At 45.2% G+C, this 24567-nt stretch carries 15 protein-coding genes; 8 read left to right on the top strand and 7 right to left on the bottom strand.

The window, feature by feature from the left end:
- The first annotated feature begins 7 nt into the window (after nucleotides 1–7).
- The gene (rseP, locus tag JT26_RS08610) at nucleotides 8–1312 is read left to right on the top strand and encodes an RIP metalloprotease RseP (protein ID WP_036848875.1); all 1305 of its coding nucleotides are present in this window, start codon (nucleotides 8–10) and stop codon (nucleotides 1310–1312) included.
- Nucleotides 1313–3781 carry an endonuclease MutS2 gene (locus JT26_RS08605; RefSeq protein ID WP_052110481.1) on the top strand — a complete coding sequence of 823 codons (2469 nt, stop codon included), beginning with the start codon at nucleotides 1313–1315 and terminating at the stop codon, nucleotides 3779–3781.
- Nucleotides 3782–4440: 659 nt separating this feature from the next.
- Here the strand turns inward: JT26_RS08605 and rho are convergent.
- The 5 genes from rho to aspS form a co-directional block, all read right to left on the bottom strand.
- A complete protein-coding gene (gene rho, locus JT26_RS08600) occupies nucleotides 4441–6564 on the bottom strand; it encodes a transcription termination factor Rho (protein ID WP_036848872.1) in 2124 nt (707 codons plus the stop codon).
- Nucleotides 6565–6903: 339 nt separating this feature from the next.
- Nucleotides 6904–8253: a tRNA lysidine(34) synthetase TilS gene (gene tilS, locus JT26_RS08595; protein WP_036848869.1), complete on the bottom strand. Its 1350-nt coding sequence runs from the start codon at nucleotides 8251–8253 to the stop codon at nucleotides 6904–6906.
- Between the two features lie 124 nt (nucleotides 8254–8377).
- Nucleotides 8378–9139: a zinc ribbon domain-containing protein gene (locus tag JT26_RS08590; RefSeq protein WP_036848866.1), complete on the bottom strand. Its 762-nt coding sequence runs from the start codon at nucleotides 9137–9139 to the stop codon at nucleotides 8378–8380.
- A 4-nt stretch (nucleotides 9140–9143) separates the two neighbouring features.
- Nucleotides 9144–10250 carry a Nif3-like dinuclear metal center hexameric protein gene (locus tag JT26_RS08585; RefSeq protein WP_052079276.1) on the bottom strand — a complete coding sequence of 369 codons (1107 nt, stop codon included), beginning with the start codon at nucleotides 10248–10250 and terminating at the stop codon, nucleotides 9144–9146.
- A 12-nt stretch (nucleotides 10251–10262) separates the two neighbouring features.
- Nucleotides 10263–12026 (bottom strand): aspartate--tRNA ligase, encoded by a 1764-nt coding sequence (gene aspS, locus JT26_RS08580; protein ID WP_036848863.1) that lies wholly within the window; start codon nucleotides 12024–12026, stop codon nucleotides 10263–10265.
- A 1042-nt stretch (nucleotides 12027–13068) separates the two neighbouring features.
- Between aspS and JT26_RS08575 the strand changes: the two genes are divergently transcribed.
- The 6 genes from JT26_RS08575 (at nucleotide 13069) to JT26_RS08550 (ending at nucleotide 21940) form a co-directional block, all read left to right on the top strand.
- The gene (locus tag JT26_RS08575; RefSeq protein ID WP_036848860.1) at nucleotides 13069–14472 is read left to right on the top strand and encodes an MFS transporter; all 1404 of its coding nucleotides are present in this window, start codon (nucleotides 13069–13071) and stop codon (nucleotides 14470–14472) included.
- A 27-nt stretch (nucleotides 14473–14499) separates the two neighbouring features.
- Nucleotides 14500–14856, top strand: coding sequence for a ribosome silencing factor (gene rsfS / locus JT26_RS08570; RefSeq protein ID WP_036848857.1), 357 nt, complete (start codon nucleotides 14500–14502; stop codon nucleotides 14854–14856).
- Between the two features lie 36 nt (nucleotides 14857–14892).
- Nucleotides 14893–16938: an ATP-dependent zinc metalloprotease FtsH gene (ftsH, locus tag JT26_RS08565; RefSeq protein ID WP_052110480.1), complete on the top strand. Its 2046-nt coding sequence runs from the start codon at nucleotides 14893–14895 to the stop codon at nucleotides 16936–16938.
- A gap of 58 nt (nucleotides 16939–16996) precedes the next feature.
- Nucleotides 16997–18517, top strand: coding sequence for a glutamine-hydrolyzing GMP synthase (gene guaA / locus JT26_RS08560; protein WP_036848854.1), 1521 nt, complete (start codon nucleotides 16997–16999; stop codon nucleotides 18515–18517).
- A gap of 135 nt (nucleotides 18518–18652) precedes the next feature.
- Nucleotides 18653–19987 carry a PhoH family protein gene (locus JT26_RS08555; RefSeq protein ID WP_036848851.1) on the top strand — a complete coding sequence of 445 codons (1335 nt, stop codon included), beginning with the start codon at nucleotides 18653–18655 and terminating at the stop codon, nucleotides 19985–19987.
- An 87-nt stretch (nucleotides 19988–20074) separates the two neighbouring features.
- On the top strand, nucleotides 20075–21940 hold the full coding sequence (locus JT26_RS08550) for a biotin/lipoyl-binding protein (RefSeq protein ID WP_036792102.1): 1866 nt from the start codon (nucleotides 20075–20077) through the stop codon (nucleotides 21938–21940).
- A 249-nt stretch (nucleotides 21941–22189) separates the two neighbouring features.
- Here JT26_RS08550 and JT26_RS10855 read toward each other — a convergent pair whose 3' ends face one another.
- Together JT26_RS10855 and ahpF are read right to left on the bottom strand one after the other, a co-directional pair.
- On the bottom strand, nucleotides 22190–22351 hold the full coding sequence (locus tag JT26_RS10855) for a hypothetical protein (RefSeq protein WP_160217652.1): 162 nt from the start codon (nucleotides 22349–22351) through the stop codon (nucleotides 22190–22192).
- Between the two features lie 611 nt (nucleotides 22352–22962).
- Nucleotides 22963–24513 (bottom strand): alkyl hydroperoxide reductase subunit F, encoded by a 1551-nt coding sequence (gene ahpF / locus JT26_RS08545; RefSeq protein ID WP_036848848.1) that lies wholly within the window; start codon nucleotides 24511–24513, stop codon nucleotides 22963–22965.
- Between the last annotated feature and the right edge of the window lie 54 nt (nucleotides 24514–24567).

Below are 24567 nucleotides of genomic sequence, written 5' to 3'. Positions count from 1 at the left end.
TTCATATATGTCCCCTTTTCTAATCAAAGCTCTCCAGCTTATCCTATCTTTCTCCATACTTATATTTATACACGAGTTAGGTCATTATCTTTTTGCACGTCTCTTTAAGATACGTGTCGATAAGTTTTACCTCTTCTTCGACTGGGGATTCTCTCTCTTTAAGTACAAGCCCAAGGGCTCTGATACAGAGTTTGGTATTGGTTGGCTTCCTCTTGGAGGTTACTGTAAGATTGCAGGCATGGTGGATGAAAGCATGGATACGGAACAACTTTCCAAACCGGCAGAGCCATGGGAATTCAGATCCAAACCAGCTTGGCAAAGATTACTTGTTATGGCAGGAGGAGTAATATTCAATATCATATTGGCTGTTGTCATATACACAGGCTTGGCATTTAACTATGGAGATGACCTGCTCCCGATGTCATCTGTCGGTCATAATATCGCTTACAGTAGTGTAGGACACGATATGGGACTAAAGGATGGGGATATGCTTCTTGCTGTGGATGGCACTCAACTGGAATACTACGATAATACCCTGCTAAGAAAGATCGTTGACGGTAAGGTTTTAACGGTAGATAGAGACGGCGTAAAGCAAGACATCGAAATCCCTGTTGATCTCATGCAGGCAGTCATCGCTTCCAACAAACCATTCTCTACCCTCTCCCTGCCTGCCATCATCGAGAATGTGATCCCCGACTCCGAAGCATCCAAAGCTGATTTGAAGAGTGGAGATAAGATTTTGGAGGTAAATGGAGCAGCCCAAGATCTGCAAGGATTTGTATCGGCAATGGAAGCCCATAGAGGAGACTCGGTAGAGCTGCTTGTTGATCGGAATGGAGAAAAAATTTCCATATCGGCAATGGTGAACAGTGAAAACAAGTTGGGTGTATCTCTTGTCCGTCCGACTATCCATATCTCCTACTCCCTCCTTGAATCTGTTCCTGTGGGGCTCAAAAAGATGTACACGACTTTGTCTTCTTATGCCTCTTCTTTGAAATACCTGTTTACCAAGGAAGGAGCTTCCCAAATAGGAGGGCTTGGAAGTATAGGCAGTCTGTTCCCGGAGTCTTTCAACTGGATGAATTTTTGGAGCTTAACCGCTCTGATCTCGATCATATTGGCGGTGATGAATATTCTGCCCATTCCTGCCTTAGACGGGGGGCATATTGTATTCTTATTGTATGAGATCATCACAAGAAAAACCCCCAGCATCAAGGTTCTCGAAAGAGCTCAGATCTTTGGATTAGTACTCCTCTTTGGTCTTATGCTCTATGCGAATATCAATGACATCATCAAGTTTTTCTTTAGATAGATGACAGAAAATCAAAAGCCCGGCAGCAGAAGAAGACAGTACAAACAGAGCTTTAGAACAGCTTCTCCTTTATATCCATCGGATGTGGAGGAGAAGCTTGGTTTTGTTAAGACTCGGGAAGAGATTTTGGAGAGATGCGGCAATGAAGTCAGCAGACATCTTGCGGAAAGCATCAAGTTCTCGACCGACTTCAAGGAGATTTCCCATCAGCTCTCCCTGGTAAGAGAGATGCAGACGCTTACCGCATCTTCCGGCAGTGCTTTCCCCTCCACAAGATATGGGGATATTAAAGAAGCTATTTCTGCCATTCGCCCCGAAGGAACGTATCTGCCCATAGAGAAGTGCATTTCGTTGAGAGAGCTTCTGTCTGCTTCCGAAGAGGTGCAACGCTACTTTGAGCAGTATTCCAAGCAGGAGGGCGAAGATTCTCCGATTTGTATCGACAATCTCAGAGAAGTAGCCTCTCAAATCGTACCTGTAAGGAATGTCTCCAAAAGACTTTCCGTGATTCTGGACGATGAGGGCAATGTTTCGGACAGTGCTTCTCCGCTTCTTCGAGAGATTCGGAGGGAGATGGCAAGAATGGAAGTCGGCATTGGGAAGACGATCCAGTCTATCCTCGCCCAAGCACATGCCGAAGGCTGGGTAGACAAAGATCACAGCGTTACGATGAGGGATGGCAGACTTGTTCTTCCCGTGATACCTCATGCCAAAAGAATGGTTCGAGGGATACTGCACGACGAGTCCGCCACGGGTAAGACGCTCTTCATAGAGCCGGAAGCCGTTGTCGAGGCGAATAATAAGCTTAGAGAAAAAAGGAGCGAAGAGAAGAGAGAGATCGTGCGCATACTGAAGGAGTTCACGGCACTTGTTCGCGAGCATCTGCCTGAAATCAAAAGCAACTCGCTTGCTCTCGGGATTCTGGACTTCATCACTGCCAAAGCGAAGTGGGGCAGCAAGTACAACGCGATCGTTCCTCTTCATCTTTCTGCCTCTCCGGGGCTTCAGTGGAAGGAAGCCCGCCATCCTTACCTGGAGCATCACCTCAAGCAGGAGGGGAAAAGCATTGTGCCTTTGGACATAAGGCTGACCAAGAGGGAGCGCATATTGGTCATTTCCGGTCCCAACGCCGGAGGCAAGTCCGTCTGTCTGAAGAGCGTAGGGCTACTGCAATATATGCTGCAGTGCGGTCTGCCCGTACCGATGTCCGAAGAGAGCCATGCCGGCATCTTCAACAACATCTTTCTCGACATCGGAGACCAGCAAAGTTTGGAGAACGACCTCAGCACGTACTCCTCTCACCTCTCCAACATGAAGCACTTCATCCTTCATGCGGGGTCTCACTCGCTGCTGCTTATCGACGAGTTTGGTTCCGGCACGGAGCCCGTCATCGGTGGAGCCATTGCGGAGTCTCTGCTGGAATGCTTCATAGAGAAAAAATGCTTCGGCGTGATCACCACCCATTACACCAACATCAAAGACTTCTGCGAGACCCAAGAGAGTGCCGTCAACGGAGCCATGCTTTTCGACCGGCACAAGATAGAACCTCTTTTCAAGCTCTCCATCGGTCAGCCGGGAAGCTCCTTTGCGATAGAGATCTCCAGGAAGATAGGTCTGCCGCAGGAGATACTCGGCCGCGCTTCCGAGAAGGTGGGCGAAGACTTCATCATGCAAGACCAGTATCTTCAGAGCATCATGAGGGACAAAAAGTACTGGGAAGAGAGAAGAGCCGACCTCAAGACAAAGCTGAGCGAGCTGGAGCAGGAAAAAAGAAAATGGGAAGAGCGGAACGAAAAGCTCAAGCTCAAACAGACACAGCTGATCAAAGAAGCAGAAAAGCAGGCGGCAGCAATCATAAAAGGCGCCAACTCCGAGATCGAGAAGACCATCCGGGAGATCCGGGAGTCCGGCGCGGACAAGTCCGTAACCAAGGGGCTGCGACAAAATCTCTCCGAGCAGCACCGCCGCCTGGAGACCAAGAGCCGATCTTCCGAGAAGGCATCCTCCCCTGCCCCGACCTTCAAGCCCGGAGACAGCGTAGCCGTAGAAGGTGCGGCAGAAGTGGGAGAAGTCCTGGAGATAAAAGGCAAAAAAGCGCGCATTCGTTTAGGGCAGATCTCTATGGAAGTGCCGGTGAGCCGGCTCAAGCCCTCCCTAAAATCGCCCACGAAAGTACAGAAAAGCACCTCGAAGATCGTCCTTGAATCCGGCTCCGAGAGCAGGCTCCACTTCAAACCTCAGATAGACTTGAGAGGCATGAGAGCCAACGAAGCCATGGAAGCGCTGGCGTACTACATAGACGACGCGTATAAGATAAACATCTCGCCCGTCCGCATCCTTCATGGCACGGGCACCGGGGCATTAAGAGAGATGGTACGAAGCTTTTGCGCCTCCTCACATCTCGTCAAGTCGTACCGGGACGAACACGCCGACAGAGGAGGAGCAGGCATCACCGTCGTGGAGCTGTAATCCTCTCTCTTCTACCCTCTTTCCCGGCTCCTTACCCTCTTCCGAAAGAGCTTGCGACAAGCCCCAAAAATCTTTTTTCGGAGACCTCCCAATACTTATAGACACAGAAAAAACCTTCCGTTCGGAAGAGCAAAAATTTCTATGGGCATAGAAAAAAATTTCTATGGGCATAGAAAAAAATTTTCATGGGCATAGAAAAAAATTTCCGTGGGCATAGAAAAAAATTTTCATGGGCATAGAAAAAAATTTCCGTGGNAGGTAAGAAAAAATATTTTCGTAGGTAAGNAGAAAAAAAATTTCCGTAGGTAAGAAAAAATATTTTTGTAGGTAAGAAAAAAAATTTCCGTAGGTAAGAAAAAAAATTTCCGTAGGTAAGAAAAAAAATTTCCGTAGGTAAGAAAAAAAATTTTCGTAGGTAAGGAATTTTTCATGCTTCCCGAAAGCGGCTAAATGCCTGAGTATTAAAGCTGTTTTCGGAGAGGGCGACTTTTAAGATCAAAAAGCAGAAAAAGCATCCCCGTCCGGCTTGTGGCGACACAGGACAGAGCAGGGAGAAATGAAAAAGTTCCCGGCGCCAACAGATGCGGCACCGGGAACTTTTTGTTCGTTGGCGGATGCCCGAAACGAAGATTCGGGACATCGGCGGATCATATTGCAGACTAATCGTTCATGTTTTCGAGGAAGCTCCTGTTGTCCAACGTCAGCTCCATGTTGCTCTTTATCTGCTCCATCGCCTCTATGGAGTTCATCTCCCCGACCATGCGGCGGATGATTCTCATTCTGTTGAGCGTGAGGTCGTCCTGGAGCAGGTCGTCGCGCCTTGTGCTGGACGCCAAAATGTCCACCGCCGGGAAGATGCGCTTGTTGGCAAGACGCCTGTCGAGCTGAAGCTCCATGTTGCCCGTTCCCTTGAACTCCTCGAAGATCACTTCGTCCATCTTGGAGCCGGTCTCGGTGAGTGCCGTAGCCAAAATGGTGAGACTCCCTCCCCCTTCGATATTGCGCGCGGCACCGAAAAATCTTTTGGGCTTCTGGAGCGCATTCGCTTCCACCCCACCGGTCAAGACCTTTCCGGATGCGGGCTGAACGGTGTTGTAAGCACGTGCCAGACGGGTGATGGAGTCGAGAAGAATGACCACGTCGTGCCCGCACTCCACGAGTCGCTTCGCTTTGTTCAGGACAATCTCCGCAATCTTGACGTGCTGGTCTGCCGGCTCATCGAATGTGGAAGCAATCACCTCCGCATTGACGCTCCTCTGCATGTCCGTTACCTCTTCGGGACGCTCGTCTATGAGCAGCACAATCATGTAGACCTCAGGGTGATTGTACGCAATGGCATTGGCTATATCTTTGAGCAGCATCGTCTTACCGGTCTTTGGCTGAGCCACGATCAAGCCTCGCTGACCCTTGCCGATGGGAGAGAAGAGATCTACGATGCGCGTGCCGATCTTGTCGAAAACTTTTGGGGACTTGGGTGCTTCCAGGTTGAACTTCTCCGTCGGGAAAAGTGGCACCAGGTGGTCGAACGGAACGCGGTCTCTCACCTTCAACGGGTCGCAGCCGTTGATGCCCTTGACCGTGGCAAGAGGGAAAAACTTGTCGCCATCTTTCGGTGCTTTTACGACGCCTTCGATGACGTCGCCCGACTTCAGCCCATAATACTTTACCTGCTGCGGAGAAACGTAGACGTCGTCCGGAGAAGAGAGATAGTTGTAGTCCGCCGAGCGTATGAAGCCGAAGCCCTCACTCATCACTTCCAAAACACCGCTCATGACGAGCGCCTCGCCAAAGTCGTAGTAGGCATCCGTGGGCAGAGCACTCTTCTTGCCGGACTGCTGATGAGGGGCAGGAGGATTTACGGGAACGACCTTAACGCCTTTTGCCACGGGCTGAGCAGCTTTGTGATCTTTGGCTTCAACATTTGCTCCTGCTTGAGGTGCGCCTGCCGCTTGGCCATTCTGCTGTTTCTTCTTGTTCTCCTGCTGCTTCTTCTGCGGGTTGGGAGTAGAGATGAGAGGCATCATCTCTCCAAGCAGAGAGTTGTTGGCTTTCGGATTTTTGAACACAAAAGCACCCTGCGATGCCTCCGCCGGCTTTACCGCCTCCTCTCTTGATAATTCTTCCGGGTGCTCCGAAAGGAGATTCTTCTGCACTCCGTTCTCCTGCGATGGCTCGGAAATCTTCTTTGGAGAGCCGGATGGAGATACAATCTTGATATGTGAGTCCGGTCTCGCAGGCAGAGATTTTACTTCCTCCGAGGTTGGCTGTCTGTTTTCTTCCGCACGAGGAACCAGCCTGATATTCTTGGAAATCTCTCTTGTTGCTGCGTTATTATCGGTCGACGGAGTAGCAGAAGATACGGGTTGCTCCTGCTCCTTTTTTCCCTTTTGAGAGGGTACGAGCTTGATGTGAGACTTCTGAGACTTGCCCTCTTCCGCCTTCTTTGCAGATGCTCCTCCCACAGGATCTTTTGCTCCCTCCGGGGTCTGAGCAGAAGGCTTATCTTTTCTTTCTTCCGCCACTGAGGCTTGCTGTTCTTCCTTCTTGGGACGCCCTCTTTTGCGCTTGGCTTGAGCCGTATTTCCGGCTCCGTTGGGCTGTTTTGCCGAATCTTTCCCCTGCAATTTCGCAGCCATCATTACGGCTTGCTTGTCTAATATGGAGTATATAAGATTCTGCTGAGTGGCACTCTCCGCATTGGGAATATCCATGGACTTTGCCACCTCTTGCAACTGCTCCGGCGACATTTTCTCAAGTTGAGAAATATTGTAATTCTGTGACATACTTATTTTAATCTCATCTCCATCCGCAAAAGAATGAAGAGTATCGGTTTATAGTAATTTGATGTATGAACTTCTAATCGGATTTCCTTAGATACAAAGGAAAACGTACAAAACTAAAAATGAAAAGAAAACACTCGGTCCGGAAAAAGACCAAATAAGATAAAAACAAAACAGAGAATCTTTCCAACTTTCAGTCCTTAAAACAGGAATTTAGAAGATAAAAGGTTATTCGGAAAGAAGCTCTAAGGAATTTTGTTCTGCGCAAAGGTAGATTAAAAATGCGACTTATACAATATTCAGAGGTGGATACGAGGATCGGAATCAATTAAAAACCTCTTATTATCTATCGGAATGACAAGGATGTTCCCATTTGAGACAGAAAACTTTCCGTGTATTAGGACGGATCTTAACGGAATCTGCAACTCTAAAGGGCAAAACTCCCAATACCTCTCCCACAGCTTCTATTACCAAATAATTGGATCTAAAAATATTGGGTACCCCGTGATCCTTAAGAAAATCCGTTGCTTCTTTTCGTCCTCTCATACCCATAGGAGAAAAAGAATCTTTGGTATCGACGGTACGAAGAACAAGTGTCTCCGGAATTGTATCCGCATCCAGATATAAACATCCTTTATCGTATGCTCCGACTTCCTCGACATCGAGAAACGAAGCAGCAATAGTACCTTTTCCTACGTGCCAAGAGCCATTGACTTTGGGTATTGTTATCTTAAACTCTCTTTCCGCATTGGCAGGAGAGAGATAGAGCGCGCCTCTAAAGAGTTCGGCCTCATAAGACAAGTCTCTATTGAAAAAACGACGTCCCGAAAGCATAGGCTCTCTTAAAATATCCGCGATAACTTCAGATGAAAAATTATAGTCCGAAAGATACTCATGTAAAAAGGCAGCAGGAGAAGTGCTTATCACAAGTTTGTGCATATCTAACCTCTGCCCGAAGCGTGTAATTGCAACCTTTGCAAAATCCAAATAGGACTTCTGAAAAGCAAGATGCTCTTCCTTCCAGTAATCTACACTCTTGAATAACGTGTCTTCTATCGATGGATTAAACTCTTTAAGCAAGGGTAACAGCTCCAGTCTGACCTTATTTCTCTTGTAGATAGGCTGATGATTAGAAGAATCTTCTATGGATGGTATGGAATGAAGCTTCGCATACGCTCTCAACTGCTCTTTTTTTATTCCCAAAAGAGGACGCAAAATAGGAGATCTCCACTCTTCCATTCCCAAAAGACCTCTGATTCCTGTTCCTCTAATCAGATTTAGAAGGATCGTCTCTACTTGGTCAGTGTGATGATGTCCAAGGGCTATCGCTTCTGCCCCATAGGTCTCTTTTAGTTCTTTCAGCCACGCATGGCGGAGATCCCGGGCAGCCATTTCGATAGAAATACCTTTCTCTTTTGCTACCTTTTGTGTATTAAACACCATGTAGAAAAACCGGTGATTAGACCAACGTTCTGCGCAGACATCACGCACGAAGGCAGCATCCCGTTCCGACTCTTTGCCTCTAAGCTGAAAATTACAATTGGCTATGATAAGATTGTAACCGGCTGCATCCAACAAGTGAGTAAGAACCATGGAGTCCAAACCACCACTAAGACCAACCACAACGGTAGCTCCTTCCGGTAGAATATCGGAAGTGCGCTCCATAACATACGATTTCAGATCTATTTGCATAGTAAGACCTGTGGGAATATAAACGACAATAATTACAATCTAAAAAGCGACAAAAAGCAATTCTCTCTCCTACTCCGAAGAGAAAGGAGAGATTTTAGCCAAAGAATCTCACAAGGAGAAAATCTTACTTCTCTTCTCCAAGATTCTTATCTACCAAGATGCGCCCGCAGTACTCGCAAACCACAACTTTCTTTCGAGTCTTAATCTCAAGCTGTTTTTGAGGAGGAATCTTGTTAAAGCAACCCGAACAGGACTCTCTATCTACTGTTGATACAGCCAATCCGTTTCTGGCAGATTTGCGGATACGCTTGAATGCTTTGGAAAGTCTCTCATCCAACTTTGTCTCCAACTTGGATGCCTTCTCTCTAAGTTTCTCTTCTTCCACTTTGGTTTCCGAGACTATCTCATCCAACAAGCCTTTCTTTTCTTCAAGATCTTTGCTTCGTTCAGAAACAACCTCCATGATCTCTTCCAAGACCGACTTGATATGCTTGATCACACCTTCATCTTCTCCAATCTTCTTTTCCAAGAACTGAATCTCAAGAGACTGATACTCGATCTCCTTGGTTAAGCTCTCATATTCTCGATTGTTCCGAACAGAGTCCAACTGAGCAGTATATTTTTCAATCGCTGTCTGTGCTTCTTTGATCCGCACCTTTCTGTCAGCAATGATTTTCTTAATCTCTGCAATGTCTGCCTCGCACTTAGACTGTCTGGTTTGAAGGCCTGCGATTTCATCTTCAAGCTCTTGAACTTCTATCGGAAGCTCTCCGCGAAGAATACGAATACGGTCAACCTCAGACATTACTTCCTGAAGATCATAAAGCACCTTCAGTTTCTCCTCGATGCTTATCTCTTGTTCTACTTTTTTCTTGGCCATGTACATATTACTAATGTATATAGTGAATCGGATTTTGATTTCTTTCTGAGAAACAGAGTGCAAAGTTACTGAATTTCTGTGATATTACCTCCTTAAAGCATTTCAATGCAATCATTTCGGATTCATAATGCCCTATCGTTGCCAAGACGATGCTCTCTTTTGCGTCCAGATAATCGTTATATTTTGCCTCTCCGGTGATAAAAATATCAGCATTGGCACGTATGGCGTGCTTTAACAGGAATGCACCGCTACCTCCACAAAGCGCAACCTTCCGAATCTTTGTCTTAATCGGATGGGAATGAGCTATCTGCTTTATGTTCTCATTACTGCTTTTCAGCAAATTCCAAACCTCTTCAAGGGGCATTTCTTCGGGAAAATCTCCCACGATACCTGCTCCATAAGAAGAAAAAGATGTCTCAAGAGGCAAGATATCCATAGCAACCTCCTCATAAGGGTGCACCGCCTTTATTCTTTTTACTCCTTCATGCAGAAATATTCGTGGTACCACCGTAGATATTGCCTCTTCCGGCTCGGTGTGAATCTCCCCCGGAGAACCACAGAACGGATTCGCTCCATCAAGTGCTCTAAAACGTCCTTCTCCTGTATGGGTAAAGCTGCAGACATCATACAACCCCTGCTTCCCCCAACCGGACTCTGCCATAGCTTCACGAACTTTTTGAGCATGAGACTGCGGCACATAAACCTGCACTTTACAGTACTGCCCCTCCATAGGAAGAACGGGACGAAGATTTACGAGCCCCAACTCTTTCGCCCAATAGTGGTTAAGCCCGTCGGGATGATTGTCCAAGTTCGTGTGGGCTGCATAGATTGCTATACCATTTCGTAAAGCAAGTACGACGGCTCGTTCCTCGTACGTGGCTCCGGTAATCCTCTTCAGCCCTCTGAACAGAAGAGGATGATGCGCCAAAATAAAGTTATATCCTTTCTTTATAGCCTCTTCCACCACCTGCTCCGTAACATCAAGGGTCAGAAGTACTCCCGTCACCCGATCAGAAGGGATGCCCACCTGCAGTCCGCTATTGTCGTAAGACTCCTGCAAAGGGAGTGGAAAAACCTCCTCTATGGCACGACAAACATCTTGAACAGTAACAATCATCCGAATCTTTTATTACTTCTTCTGAGGAATACAGACCTGCAAACAAAGCTCTTCCAGCTGTGCATTATCTATGATCGAAGGAGCATCTATCATGACATCCCTTCCTGAGTTATTTTTAGGGAATGCGATACAGTCCCTTATACTGCCAAGACCGGCAAAGATGGAAACCCATCTATCCAATCCGTATGCTATACCGCCGTGAGGAGGAGCCCCATATTTGAAGGCATTGATAAGGAAACCGAATTGATATTGAGCCTGCTCATCCGAGAAGCCAAGCACTTTGAACATCTTTTTCTGAAGATCGGAGTCGTATATTCTTATAGAACCGCCACCCACTTCTACTCCGTTTATGACCATATCGTAAGCATTTGCACGAACAGCACCCGGATCGGAATCGAGAAGAGATATATCTTCCGGTTTTGGAGATGTAAACGGGTGGTGCTTGGCATAAAACCTCTTGGTATCTTCATCCCACTCCAATAGAGGGAAGTCCACAACCCAAAGACAAGCATACTTATTCGGGTCCATGAGTCCGATACGACGCGCCACTTCAAGACGAAGTTCACCAAGCTGTTCTCTCGTCTTCATGATATCGTCTCCGCTCAGAATCAGGATCAAATCTCCCTCTTTGGCATTCATCTCCTTCTTTAGCTGCTGAAGCACTTCCGGAGTATAAAACTTATCCACACTGCTCTTTACGGATCCGTCTGCTTCCACACGGGCATATACCATACCCTTAGCCCCAACCTGCGGACGCTTCACATAGTCTGTCAGGCTGTCTATCTCCTTTCTTGTCATGGATGCTTTGCCTTCCACACAAATGCCTCCTATGTATGCGGCGTTGTCAAAGACGCTGAATCCGTGTCCTTTCAAGATGTTATCCAGCTCCACAAACTTCATATCGAAGCGGATGTCGGGCTTATCCGAGCCGTAATATTTCATGGCATCGTGCCAAGACATACGAGGATAGCTCTCTGTCTGCTCTACTCCGAGAATATTCTTGAAAAGATGTTTGGAAAGTCCTTCAAAGGTCTGAAGAATATCTTCCTGCTCTACAAAGCTCATCTCGCAGTCTATCTGTGTAAACTCCGGCTGTCTGTCGGCACGCAGGTCTTCGTCTCTAAAACACTTTACGATCTGGAAATATCTGTCGAAACCACTGACCATAAGAAGCTGCTTGAATGTCTGTGGAGATTGTGGCAGAGCATAGAACTCTCCTTCGTTCATACGTGAAGGCACCACAAAATCCCTTGCCCCTTCCGGAGTGGACTTGATAAGTACCGGGGTCTCAACCTCCAAGAAGTCAAGCGAGTCCATATATTTTCGCACCTCGATAGTCATTTTATGACGAAGTTCGAGGTTCTTTCTCACTGCGTTTCTTCTTAGATCGAGATAGCGATACTTCATCCGAAGATCGTCTCCTCCGTCTGTATCATCTTCGATGGTAAAGGGTGGAGTGGCTGCTTTGTTCAGTATCTTGATCTCCTTAACATCTATCTCGACCTCCCCCGTCGGGATGTTTTTGTTCTTAGACACACGTTCTATGACTACTCCACGAGCCTGTATCACAAACTCTCGCCCAAGATGCTCTGCCTGTTCCTTTAGATTGTTATCTCTTTCTCCATTGAGAGTCAGCTGAGTAATGCCATATCTGTCTCTGAGATCGACAAAAACCAACCCTCCCATAGTACGTACTCTCTGTACCCAACCGGCAAGAGTAACCTCTTTTCCTGCATCTTGAAGTCTCAGACTTCCGCAAGTCTCTGTTCTAAGCATGATATTTATTCTGTTAATCTATTACTTGTCTCATAGTTTTTACACTTCCACAAAAGTACATAAAATCTCTGTATTATTTGTAGATTTCTTTTGTATTAAATCTCTTACGAACTCCGCTTTTTTCTTCAATCGGCATCTCAAATATTCTGAGCAAATGATCGAATAAAACCGGTCTTTTTTAGACGTAAAAATCGACATAAAAAGGGGGCTTTGGAGATGGTATTTTTATATAAAAATGAAGAGCGAAAAGGTCCCGAAAAATGAAGTCGTCAAAACAGGGAATCTCCTAAAAATCTCAGGACAAAACCGATAACAAACTCACCATGAAACGATTACAAAATATCGCGAATTTGAAAACTTTTTCCTCGTGATCGAATTGAAGCCCCAAATTCGAGTTAATAAAGATCAAAATAAGCCCACAGAAATGTAAACAAAACACAACAAAGAAGATCGGGTAAAATCGGCAAAATCGACCAGAAAACAGATAAAGCACTAACAACCAACCGATTAACTAAAAATTCTAAACACGTTAATCGAATCCGGTAAACGTGTTTAATGAAATCACTAAACGTGTTCATTGAAAAATTAAACACGTTAAGCCGACAAAATATGTTCGTTTAGCGTTTTTGCTTAGCAGGTATCAGAATTTGTGTTAATAAAACAGGATCAATTTAACAATTTGATCGTACTCTGAAAACGACCCCTCCGATCAAAATAGAGAGAGCGAAAAAAGTGAGCATTTTTCGGGATGGAATATATAAAAATGAGGCTCTGAAAAAGGGGTCTCTATTGACAAAAAAGAGCGTAAAATGTACACGATACAGGGTGTATTTTTTAGGATATTTATCCGAAGAGTTTTGAGTATCCATTTGGGTGCCGAATAGCGATCGAATAAATCCGAAATCAGGAAACATAGAATGATTGGAAAATTGAGATAAAAACGAGAGACATTGGAACTGGATTGGTCAAACGCTCATCACTCGTTATTTTTTGTACATTTGTAAGCTATATAGAATAACCCTATAAATTTAACTTTAAGTAAATGACAACTCAAATTAACCACACTACCCTAAGAGAAAATGTATGGGTAAGATGGGGACTGCTTCTCGCAGTATCCTTCACGATGTTTTTTGCCTACATGTTTGTGGATGTTCTCTCCCCTATTAAGACAGAATTGGAACGCCCCGAAGTGTTAGGCTGGTCTTCTTCCGTGTTCGGAACGTATGCCGGCAGTGAATTTTTCATCAATGTCTATCTGCTGTTCCTCATATTTGCAGGTATCATTTTGGACTCTATGGGGATTCGCTTCACTATCCGTCTCTCCGGAGGGCTTATGGTGCTCGGTGCGCTCATAAAGGTTTATGCCCTGAGTGGTACCTTTATCAATGGAGGACCCGGATATGAGTTCTTCAACTCTTTTTGGCCCGAATTTCCTGCAACGGCTAAGCTTGCCTGTGTAGGATTTGCCATATTCGGCACCGGATGTGAAATGGCCGGCGTTACCGTGTCTCGCATCATCGTGAAGTGGTTTACAGGCAAAGAGCTGGCTTTGGCAATGGGGATGGAGATGTCTATTGCCCGCCTTGGTGTTTTTGCCGTATTCTGGCTCTCTCCATACTTGAACAAGACTTTTGAAAGTGTGCAAGCACCTGTTATCTTCTGCACAGCGCTTCTCATGATAGCATTCCTGCTTTATCTTGTTTACTGCGTATTCGACAAAAAGCTGGACAAGCAAGAAGGAGAAAAATCCATGGAAGCACAAGAGGATGAAGCTTTCCACATTAAGGATCTCAAATATATCGTTTTCAACAAGATGTTTTGGATTGTTTCGCTGCTTTGCGTTCTGTTCTATTCTGCAATATTCCCATTCCAAAAGTTTGCTTCGGATATGCTTCAAAGCAATCTCGGACTGAGTGTCGAGACAGCAGGACAGATATTCAGCTTGTTCCCTCTCGGCGCTGTGTTTATCACGCCACTAATGGGTATTTTCCTCGATAAGAAGGGTAAAGCAGCAACCATGCTGATGATGGGATCTTTCTTGATGTTTGTCTGCCACTCCATATTTGCTTTCTACGATTTTGACAGAGGAACAACAAGAGCCCTTGTTGAGGCTATCATGGCAATAGTTTTGCTTGGTCTTGCATTCTCTCTTGTACCTGCCGCTCTATGGCCTTCCGTACCTAAGCTAATAGACAACAAGGTATTAGGATCGGCATACTCTGCTATTTTCTTTATTCAAAACATCGGACTGATGCTTGTACCAACGTTTGTAGGTAAGGTTTTGGACTCTACCAACCCCAATGTTCAGGCAGGAGAACCAAAGAACTTTATGTTTGCAATGATGGTATTTGCCTCTTTTGGTGTTTTGGCATTCTTTTTGAGTCTTCTTCTTAAAATAGAAGATAAAAAGAAAGGCTACGGATTGGAAAAACCGAACGCCAAATAAACAACAAGAACATACACTTTTATTTGAATGATAAAATCAAAAGACGTGGCCCTTGCGGCTATAAAAGGACTTGAAGAGAAGAAGGGCAAAGATATTGTCCTTCTTGATCTGACTGTTTTAGATGATCCTATCTGCGACTATATGGTCATTGCCAATGGTAACACCAACACGCAAGTGGAGGCTCTTGAAGACTCTGTTAGAACCATTGTAAGGAAAGAAACCGGAGAAAATCCGACTTGGAGTGATCGTGGTAGTGGCGAGTGGATCGCAATAGACTATATTTCCGTCATGGTACATATATTTGTACCCGAATTGCGTAACTATTATGCTCTGGAACAACTTTGGGCAGATGCTAAAATTACGCACATAAAAAGCGAAGAATAGAGTTTCTCCGACAAATTATCTAATACCAAAAACAGCATGAACGGAAATATGAACAGCAATAAACCTCAAGGACCGAACTCTTCAAGGGGTAGGAACCCCATGAAGGGTATCGGTTTTGGGTGGATATATGTCGTTATTCTAATAGTACTGGGAACGATGTTCCTAATCAGTCCATCTCCGGAAAACAAGATGGACTGGAGCGAGTTCCAGTCTTATATGGATAGCAATAGTTTTGAGTCCATAACAGTCTATACCGAAAATGGAGAAGCTGTGGGGACTCTGAAAAAAGAGGCTGCCGAGAAATATCACAAGTCAAAGCAAGAAGAAGCCGGTAATGACGATTCCATAGGAGCCAAAAGGACTCTATTGGCAAATAACGATGTTACGACGGAAGTACCCGGAGCAGGAAGTTTTGAAGCCTACTATCAGAAGTTGAAAGAAGCAGACAAGCTCCCGGATGCAAGGATCAAGTATATCAATCCGAGACCTTCCATCTTCCAGTATATCTTCTCTTCTCTCCCACTCATCCTCCTCATTGGCTTCTGGATATTTGTAATGAGTAGAATGTCGGGAGCTAAAGGCGGAGGCGGAGGTATCTTCAATGTGGGTAAGAGCAATGCCCAACTGTTCGACAGAGAGAACAGAGTGCGAGTAACATTCTCCGATGTTGCAGGTCTGAGTGAGGCCAAAACAGAAATAGAAGAGATCGTACACTTCCTTAAAGAGCCCAAGAGATATACTCATCTTGGCGGTAAAATACCTAAAGGAGCTCTGCTTGTGGGACCTCCGGGAACAGGAAAAACACTTCTTGCAAAAGCCGTGGCGGGAGAGGCTAATGTTCCTTTCTTCTCTCTATCCGGTTCTGATTTTGTGGAAATGTTTGTGGGAGTCGGAGCCTCTAGAGTTAGAGATCTGTTCAAACAAGCAAAAGAGAAAGCACCTTCTATCATATTCATAGACGAAATAGATGCCATAGGTAGAGCAAGGGGTAAAAATGCCGGATTCGGAGGAAATGATGAAAGAGAAAACACATTGAATCAGCTCCTTACAGAGATGGATGGATTTGATACCAATAGTGGAGTCATCATACTCGCTGCAACTAATAGAGCCGACATCTTGGATAAAGCCCTACTGCGTGCCGGTCGATTTGACAGACAAATCCATGTAGATCTACCGGATCTTAACGACAGAAAGGAGATCTTTAAGGTGCACATGAAGAGGCTGAAGATGGACGAAAGTGTTGATATAGATCTTCTCTCCAGACAAACACCGGGATTTTCCGGAGCTGATATTGCAAATGTGTGCAACGAAGCAGCTCTTATTGCAGCTCGTAATGGTAAGGATGTAATACAGCGTGTAGATTTCATGAACGCTGTGGACAGAATAGTGGGAGGCCTCGAAAGGAAATCCAAGATAACCACTTCAGAAGAGAAACGCTCGATAGCCATTCACGAAGCCGGTCACGCAACAATCTCTTGGCTGTTGGAGCATGCCAATCCTCTTATTAAGGTTACTATTGTACCTCGCGGTAGAGCACTTGGAGCAGCTTGGTACTTACCGGAAGAGAGACAGATTACCACTACTGAACAGTTGTTGGACGAAATGTGTGCTCTCTTGGGAGGACGAGCAGCCGAAGAAGTTGTTCTTGGTCGTATATCCACAGGTGCATCCAACGACTTGCAAAGGGTAACAAAAATGGCACAAGCAATGATTACCTACTTTGGGATGAGTAAGACGATGCCTAACATCAACTTCCAAGATTCTCAAAATGAGTATGGATTTACCAAGCCTTTCAGCGAAGAGACTGCACGAAAGATAGATGAAGAGATCCTTGAACTGATCAATGAGCAGTACGACAGAGCTAAACAAATACTGAGAGATCATAAAGATGGTCATGCCGAAATAGCTCAACTTCTACTGACCAATGAAGTGATCTATACGGATGACGTGGCTCGTATCTTGGGAGAACGCCCATGGAAAAGCAGGACTGAAGAGCTTCTATCGCACGATATTCCTGAAGATAAAGTAGAACCCAAGGAAGAGGAAATCTCCGAACAGAAGAAATACCTCATTGATAGGTAGTTTTTTCTTAACTTTGTTCACAATATATTGACTTTTAGATCCAAGAAACAGAAAAAATATGCTTGAAAAGATACTGATCTTAGACTTTGGCTCTCAAACGACTCAGCTCATTGGAAGAAGAGTGAGAGAGTTGAATACTTACTGCGAAATAGTCCCCTATAACCAATTTCCGGAAGACACCACTAATATAAAAGGTGTTATCCTGTCGGGCAGTCCTTTTTCTGTTTATCAAGAAGAGGCTTTCAAGATAGATCTGCAAAAGATTCGAGGAAAGTTTCCTCTATTAGGAATCTGTTATGGTGCACAGTATATCTCACACTCTTTGGGCGGAAAGGTAGAGTCATCTAACACTCGTGAGTTTGGAAGAGCAAACCTTGTAGAGATATCTTCTTCCGATCCTTTGATGAAAGGAATTGCTCCGAACAGTCAGGTTTGGATGTCTCATGGAGATACGATAACCTTCCTTCCTGAAAATTTTTCGGTGGTAGCATCAACAGAAAATGTAAAAAATGCAGCTTTCCGCGTAGAAGGAGAAAAGACTTGGGGTGTTCAGTTCCATCCGGAAGTGTATCACTCTGAATGCGGGTTGGATCTGCTTAGCAACTTCTTGGATATTTGTGGCTGTGAAAGAAACTGGACACCTGCATCATTCATCGAAACAACCGTGGCTCAACTCAAACAGGAGTTGGGCAATGATAAGGTTATCCTTGCACTTTCCGGTGGCGTCGACTCTTCTGTTTGTGCCGTTCTATTGAATAGAGCGATAGGAGACAGACTCACTTGCATCTTTGTAGATCATGGGTTACTCAGAAAGAATGAGTTTGAAAATGTTCTAAAAGACTATGAGCATCTTGGTCTGAATGTCAAGGGAATTGATGCAAAAGACTATTTCTATGAACAACTGAAAGATGTTACAGACCCTGAGACCAAACGCAAAATCATTGGTAAAGGATTTATAGATGTTTTTGACCGTGAGGCGCATAAAATAGATGATGTAAAGTGGCTGGGACAAGGAACAATCTATCCTGATGTCATAGAGTCTCTTTCCATTACCGGAACGGTCATAAAGAGCCACCACAACGTGGGGGGGCTTCCTGAAAAGATGAAACTTAAACTTGTGGAACCTCTTAGAACTTTGTTCAAGGACGAAGTACGTAGGGTCGGACTTGAATTGGGTATGAGACCTCATCTTATTCATCGCCATCCATTCCCCGGTCCCGGCTTGGGTATCCGTATTATTGGAGCAATAGATGCGGAGAGAGTAAGAATACTCCAGGATGCAGATGATATTTACATCAGTATGCTTAGAGAGTATGGGCTATATGATAAGGTGTGGCAAGCTGGAGTGATCCTTCTTCCGATCAAGTCTGTTGGAGTAATGGGAGATGAACGCACGTATGAAAATACAGTAGCTTTAAGAGCCGTAACTTCTACGGATGCCATGACAGCAGATTGGGCACATCTGCCTTATGAGTTTCTGGCAAAAGTTTCAAACGAAATTATCAATAAAGTCAGAGGTGTCAACAGAGTGGTGTATGACATAAGTTCAAAACCACCGGCAACCATCGAATGGGAATAAAAGCAGAAGCCTCTGAGTACTCTTGTGTGCTCAGAGGCTTTCTTTTTTGAATAAAGTAGACTAGAATATTTTGTATATTTGTTCAAGCTAGTAACCAACCATAAACATCGCGCAAGCGATAAAACTATTATGCAAATGAGTACCAGAAAAAACTTCATCTTGGATACCAATGTTATCCTGCACGACTCCGAATGTCTAAAAAAGTTTCAAGAGAATGATATTTACATTCCTATCACCGTTGTAGAAGAACTTGACGGCTTTAAGAAAGGGAATGAACAGCTCAACTATAATGCCAGACAGTTTATACGCACACTTGATCGCTTTGCTTCAAAAGAGGATATAACCAAAGGTGTGTCTTTGGGAGAAGATATGGGAAGACTCTATGTCGTTGTAGATACCAACTTGGACCCCAAAGTACATAACGCTCTTGTACAAAATACACCGGATCATCGTATTATCTCAATAGCCATCGCCGTGGCAAGAAGCGAACCGGAAACAAAAACAATTCTGGTCAGCAAGGATGCCAATCTCCGTCTCAAAGCACTTGCATTCGGGGTACAGGCGGAAGACTATAAAAGTGGGCGAGTAGAGAATATCCATCACATGGAGCAGCAACATATCTGGAGAGTTCTCACCAAACCGGATGTTTTGGCAAGAGTGGCGCAGAAAGAAGAGGTAACCATAAAGGAGGTTATGTCCACAAGAGGCAAGAAAATCCTCCCGAACTCCTGCTTCGAGCTACGCGAAAAACGTGGAGATACTCCCCTACTATGCAGAACGCATGGAGACAGTCAGATCCTTAAACCGGTAGAGTTCAGCGTCAATGCCGGTATAAAGCCAAGAAACATTGAGCAACAGTTTGCATTCGATCTTCTCAATGACGATGCTCTCTCTCTTGTTGCCATAACAGGTACTTCCGGAACAGGTAAGACCTTGCTTGCCATTGCATCTGCCATCGAGCAGAAAAGAAAGTTCAAGCAGATCCTTATCGCTCGTCCTATTGTTTCTCTTTCAAATAAAGATTTGGGATTTCTTCCCGGCGGTTATGAAGCGAAAGTAGAGCCTTACATGCAGCCGATCTTTGACAATATCAACGTCATAAAGGATGTTACCGGACAGCGACATGGTTCAAACTCTGAGATAGATGAACTTTTAAGGACTCGTTTTATCTCTGTGGAAGCATTGGCATATATCAGAGGTAGAAGTCTCAGCAACGTCATCTGTATTATCGATGAAGCTCAAAACCTCACTCCTTTGGAGATAAAGACAATCATCACCCGCGCCGGAGAAGGTACGAAGATAATTTTCTCCGGAGACATTTATCAGATCGACTCCCCTTACTTGGATGTCAAAAGCAACGGTCTATCTTATATGATAGACCGCATGGCAGGACAAGATTTTTTTGCGCACGTACATTTGGAAAAAGGAGAACGCAGTCTTCTCAGCGAAAAAGCAGCCAAATTGTTATAGATAACAGAAAAAATTCTCTTAATATACTTGCCGTGTCTATCTAACTTTGTATCTTTACAATCAGTAGTATAACATCAGTGTATATATATGAAACGACAAATCAAATTTAGTTTAGTTTACCGCGACATGTTCCAATCGTCCGGTAAGTATCAGCCAAGATTAGACCAGTTAGCAAGAATAGCACCCGTAATCGTCGATATGGGCTGTTTTTCAAGAATAGAGACCAATGGAGGTGCATTCGAGCAAGTGAATCTTCTTTATGGTGAAAACCCCAACAAGGCTGTCCGTACTTTCACAAAGCCATTCAATGAAGCAGGTATCCAGACTCACATGTTGGACCGTGGATTGAACGGACTGCGGATGTACCCTGTACCTGCAGACGTAAGACGTCTCATGTATAGAGTGAAAAAAGCACAAGGAGTGGACATCACGCGTATTTTCTGCGGACTCAACGACGTCAGAAACATCATCCCATCCATCAAGTACGCATTGGAAGCGGGCATGATACCTCAAGCCACACTCTGTATCACACACTCTCCGGTACATACTGTGGAGTATTACTCGAATATTGCGGACAAACTCATCGAAGCAGGCGCACCGGAAATCTGTCTGAAAGATATGGCGGGAATCGGTCGTCCGAAGATGCTCGGACGTTTAGTGAAGTCCATCAAAACCAAGCATCCTGAAGTGATTGTTCAATATCATGGACACTCCGGGCCGGGCTTCTCGGTTGCCTCCATGCTTGAAGTGTGCGAGAACGGAGCAGATATTATCGACGTGGCAATGGAGCCGCTATCCTGGGGAAAGGTTCACCCGGACGTGATCACCATCCAAGCCATGTTGAAAGATGCGGGATATGATGTTCCGGAAATCAACATGAATGCATACATGAAGGCACGCAGCCTGACACAAGAGTTTATGGACGACTTCTTGGGATACTTCATGGATCCGACCAATAAATACACCTCATCACTTCTTGTCGGATGCGGACTTCCGGGAGGTATGATGGGATCTATGATGGCAGACTTGAAAGGGGTACACTCCGGCATCAACATGTATCTCCGAAACGAAGGCAAAGAGGAGCTTACGATAGACGACTTGTTGGTGAAGCTCTTCAACGAAGTGGAGTATGTATGGCCAAAGCTCGGCTATCCTCCTCTGGTAACGCCGTTCTCTCAGTACGTCAAGAATGTCGCTCTGATGAATGTCTACAACATGGAGCGAGGAGAAGGCAGATGGCAGGCAATTGATGCCAATACCTGGGATATGATTCTTGGAAAAGCCGGAAGACTTCCGGGAGCATTGGATCCGGAGATCGTGGCGCTTGCAAAAGAGAAAGGTCTTGAATTCTCCGATGCCGATCCTCAATCCAACTATCCCGATGCTTTGGACACCTATCGTCAAGAGATGAAAGAGAATGGTTGGGATTTTGGTCAAGACGATGAAGAACTGTTCGAGCTTGCGATGCACGACCGTCAGTACAGAGACTACAAGAGCGGTGTGGCAAAACAACGCTTCAATGAAGAAGTAGAAAAGGCTCGCAACGCAGAGATGACCAAACAAGGCTTCTCCGCCGAAGACATCCTTGCCATCAAGAGAGCCAAATACATCGCCGTACCTGCCACTGCAACGGGGCAAGTCTTCTGGGAAGTGGACTTCCAAGACGGCTCTACACCTCCATCCGAAGGCACCGCTTACCGCGCAGGTTCCAAGCTTTGCTTCGTCATGACACCTATGGGCTATCCTGAAGACGTCAAGGTGAACATCTCCGGACGCATCCGCGAAGTAGCCGTAAAGCAAGGTCAGGTGGTGAAGAAAGGCGACGTCATTGCCTACTTTGAAGAGATCACGGACGAATCTCAGCTTCCACCCGTTGAAAACTCACAAGCGGCAGTGGACAGAGTAGAAAAGAAAAAGTTTGAATCCAAACCAAAAGCAGAGAAGAAGAAGTAACACGCTTCTTTCGGGATAAAAATAGAAACACCAAGCAGAGCTGCGGATCTTTCCGGTCCGTGGCTCTGCTTCTTTATATCTCCACATTCAGACAAAAGCCGCAAAACATCCGCTCTGTTCGGAGAGCTATCTTCCTTTCGTCCAAAATCTCACCGGTTTTGCTCTGAAAACCGACTAAAAAAAGTTTAATTCCTATTGACTAAAAATCAAAAACTTACTTATCTAAAATTGATTTCCCAATAACCTTTTCTATATTTCACGGCGAGAAACTAATATTTCACGGCGAGAAACTAATATTTCACGGCGAGAAACTAATATTTCACGGCGAGAAACCAATATTTCACGGCGAGAAACCAATATTTCACGGCGAGAAATATAGAAATACTTATTAGTAATATGACTTTTACTCATTAGAAATCTATCTTTTATTCATTATTAAAAGAAGTATTATTCATTAATAAGGCAGCTATCACTCATTATCAAGACAGACATCGATAATTATTAAAACAGAAAACGATAATTACCAAAACAGAAAACGATAATTACCAAAACAGAAAACGATAATTACCAAAACAGAAAACGATAATTACCAAAACAGATTACTAAAACAGAAAACGGTAATTACCAAAATAGACATCAGTAATTATTAAGACAGAAAATAGTAATTATTAAAACAGAAAATGGTAATTATCAAAACGGAAAACGGTAATTATCAAAACGGAAAACGGTAATTATTAAAACAGAAAATGGTAATTACCAAAATATAAAACGATAATTATCAAAATAGAAAACGGTAATTATCAAAATAGAAAACGGTAATTACCAAAATATAAAACGATAATTACCAAAATATAAAACGATAATTATCAAAACAGAAAACGATAATTACCAAAACAGAAAACGATAATTACCAAAACAGTTTTTATTACACGGCTTTTACGAAAAAGCACCAAAGCTTCCTGCCGAAAGCTTTGGTGCTTTTTGTAATAATATCTCAAACTCTCCCCGGAGAGATAGAGGGATCAGCTCCTGATGCGATCTTCAAAAGCAGAGAGTGCAGCCTTTGCTCCCTCGCCCATTGCCACAACAATCTGCTTATAGGGAACGGTGGTGCAGTCTCCCGCTGCGTAGATGCCGGGAGTATTGGTGCGACATGAAGGATCTATCAGAATCTCTCCGCGAGGATTGGTCTCGACCAAATCCTTCACAAGTGCAGTATTGGCAGCAAGACCGATCTGAACAAAGACACCCTCCAAAGCGATCTCCGTCTCCTTGCCGGTGGCACGATCGGAGAGAACGATGCTTGTTACCTTGCCGTTCGTTCCGCGGATCTCCTTTGTGGCAGTGCTGAGGATGATCTTGATGTTACCCATTTCCTGCGCTTTCTTCTGCAACACTTCGTCCGCTTTCAACACGTCAAGAAACTCCACTACGGTAACCTCCGTGCAGATCCCTGCAAGGTCAATGGCAGCTTCCATGCCGGAGTTTCCGCCCCCGATCACGGCAACACGCTTGTTCTTGAAGAACGGACCGTCGCAGTGAGCGCAGTAAGCCACGCCGTTGCCGGTGTATTCCTTCTCGCCCGGAACGCCCAGCTTGCGCCAGGAAGCACCGGTCGCCATGATAAGAGCAGGTGCTGTGAAGAGTTCGCCCGATGTTGTTTCCACTCTCGATATGCCTCCGTCCTGAGTGATGTTCTTCACGGTGCGAGCCTCGAAGAGCGATATGTCGTTCGCATCAATATGGTTGCGAAGATTGCCCGCAAGCTCTCCGCCGGTGGTGTAAGGCACGGAGATGAGGTTCTCAATACCTACGGTCTCGTTCACCTGCCCGCCGACACGCTCCGCGACGATTGCCACTTTGAGCCCTTTACGTGCCGAGTAGATCGCAGATGCGGCTCCGGCAGGACCTCCACCCACGACAATCACGTCGAAAGATCGCTCCTCCCGCTCTCCGACAGACTCTTGCGGTGTGCTGCCATAGCTCTCTTCCAGCTTGTTCAGCAGTGTCGCCATGTCTCCTCTGCCGACATGAATCACCTTGTCGCCCGCCATCACGGTCGGAACAGATGCTATGCCGAGACTCTCCACTTCGTCCGGAAAGAAAGATCCGTCCACCATCGTGTGAGAGATGCCGGGGTTGAAGATGGCAAGAAGATTAAGAGTCTGAACCACGTCGGGGCAGTTCGTGCACGAAAGAGAGACATAAGTGCGCAGCTCTATCGGGCCATTAAGGCTCTTGATGCGGCGGCAGACACCTTCGTCGGGAAGATTCTTTCCGATGCCGTCGTGGTTAAGAATGGAGAGAAGAAGCGATGTGAACTCGTGTCCGCCCGGTATGCCTCGGAAGCTGATGCCCGAAGGTGTTCCGTCCACCAAAAGATCTATCCGGAAGTTTTCGCTCTCCTCATACGCAGCCGACAGCTTCTCCGATGTGGAAGCAAGCTCTTCGATCATCTCCTTGGCATCGTTGTACGAAGGATGAGAGGATTGTGCTTTCAGCAAAAGCGTATATTCCCTCTTGAGTGGCGCAAAGTAGCTGCCCACCTGCACAAGTGTATCTTTATCAAACATGGGTATAAATATTCTTTGTTTTTCTTGTTTCAGACTAAAAAAATAGCCCCCGAC

The organism is Porphyromonas sp. COT-108 OH1349 (assembly GCF_000768755.1).
Taxonomy (GTDB): Bacteria; Bacteroidota; Bacteroidia; order Bacteroidales; family Porphyromonadaceae; genus Porphyromonas_A; species Porphyromonas_A canoris.
The sequence above is the reverse complement of the archived record's forward strand: the minus strand, read 5'-3'. Positions and strand labels throughout refer to the sequence as shown.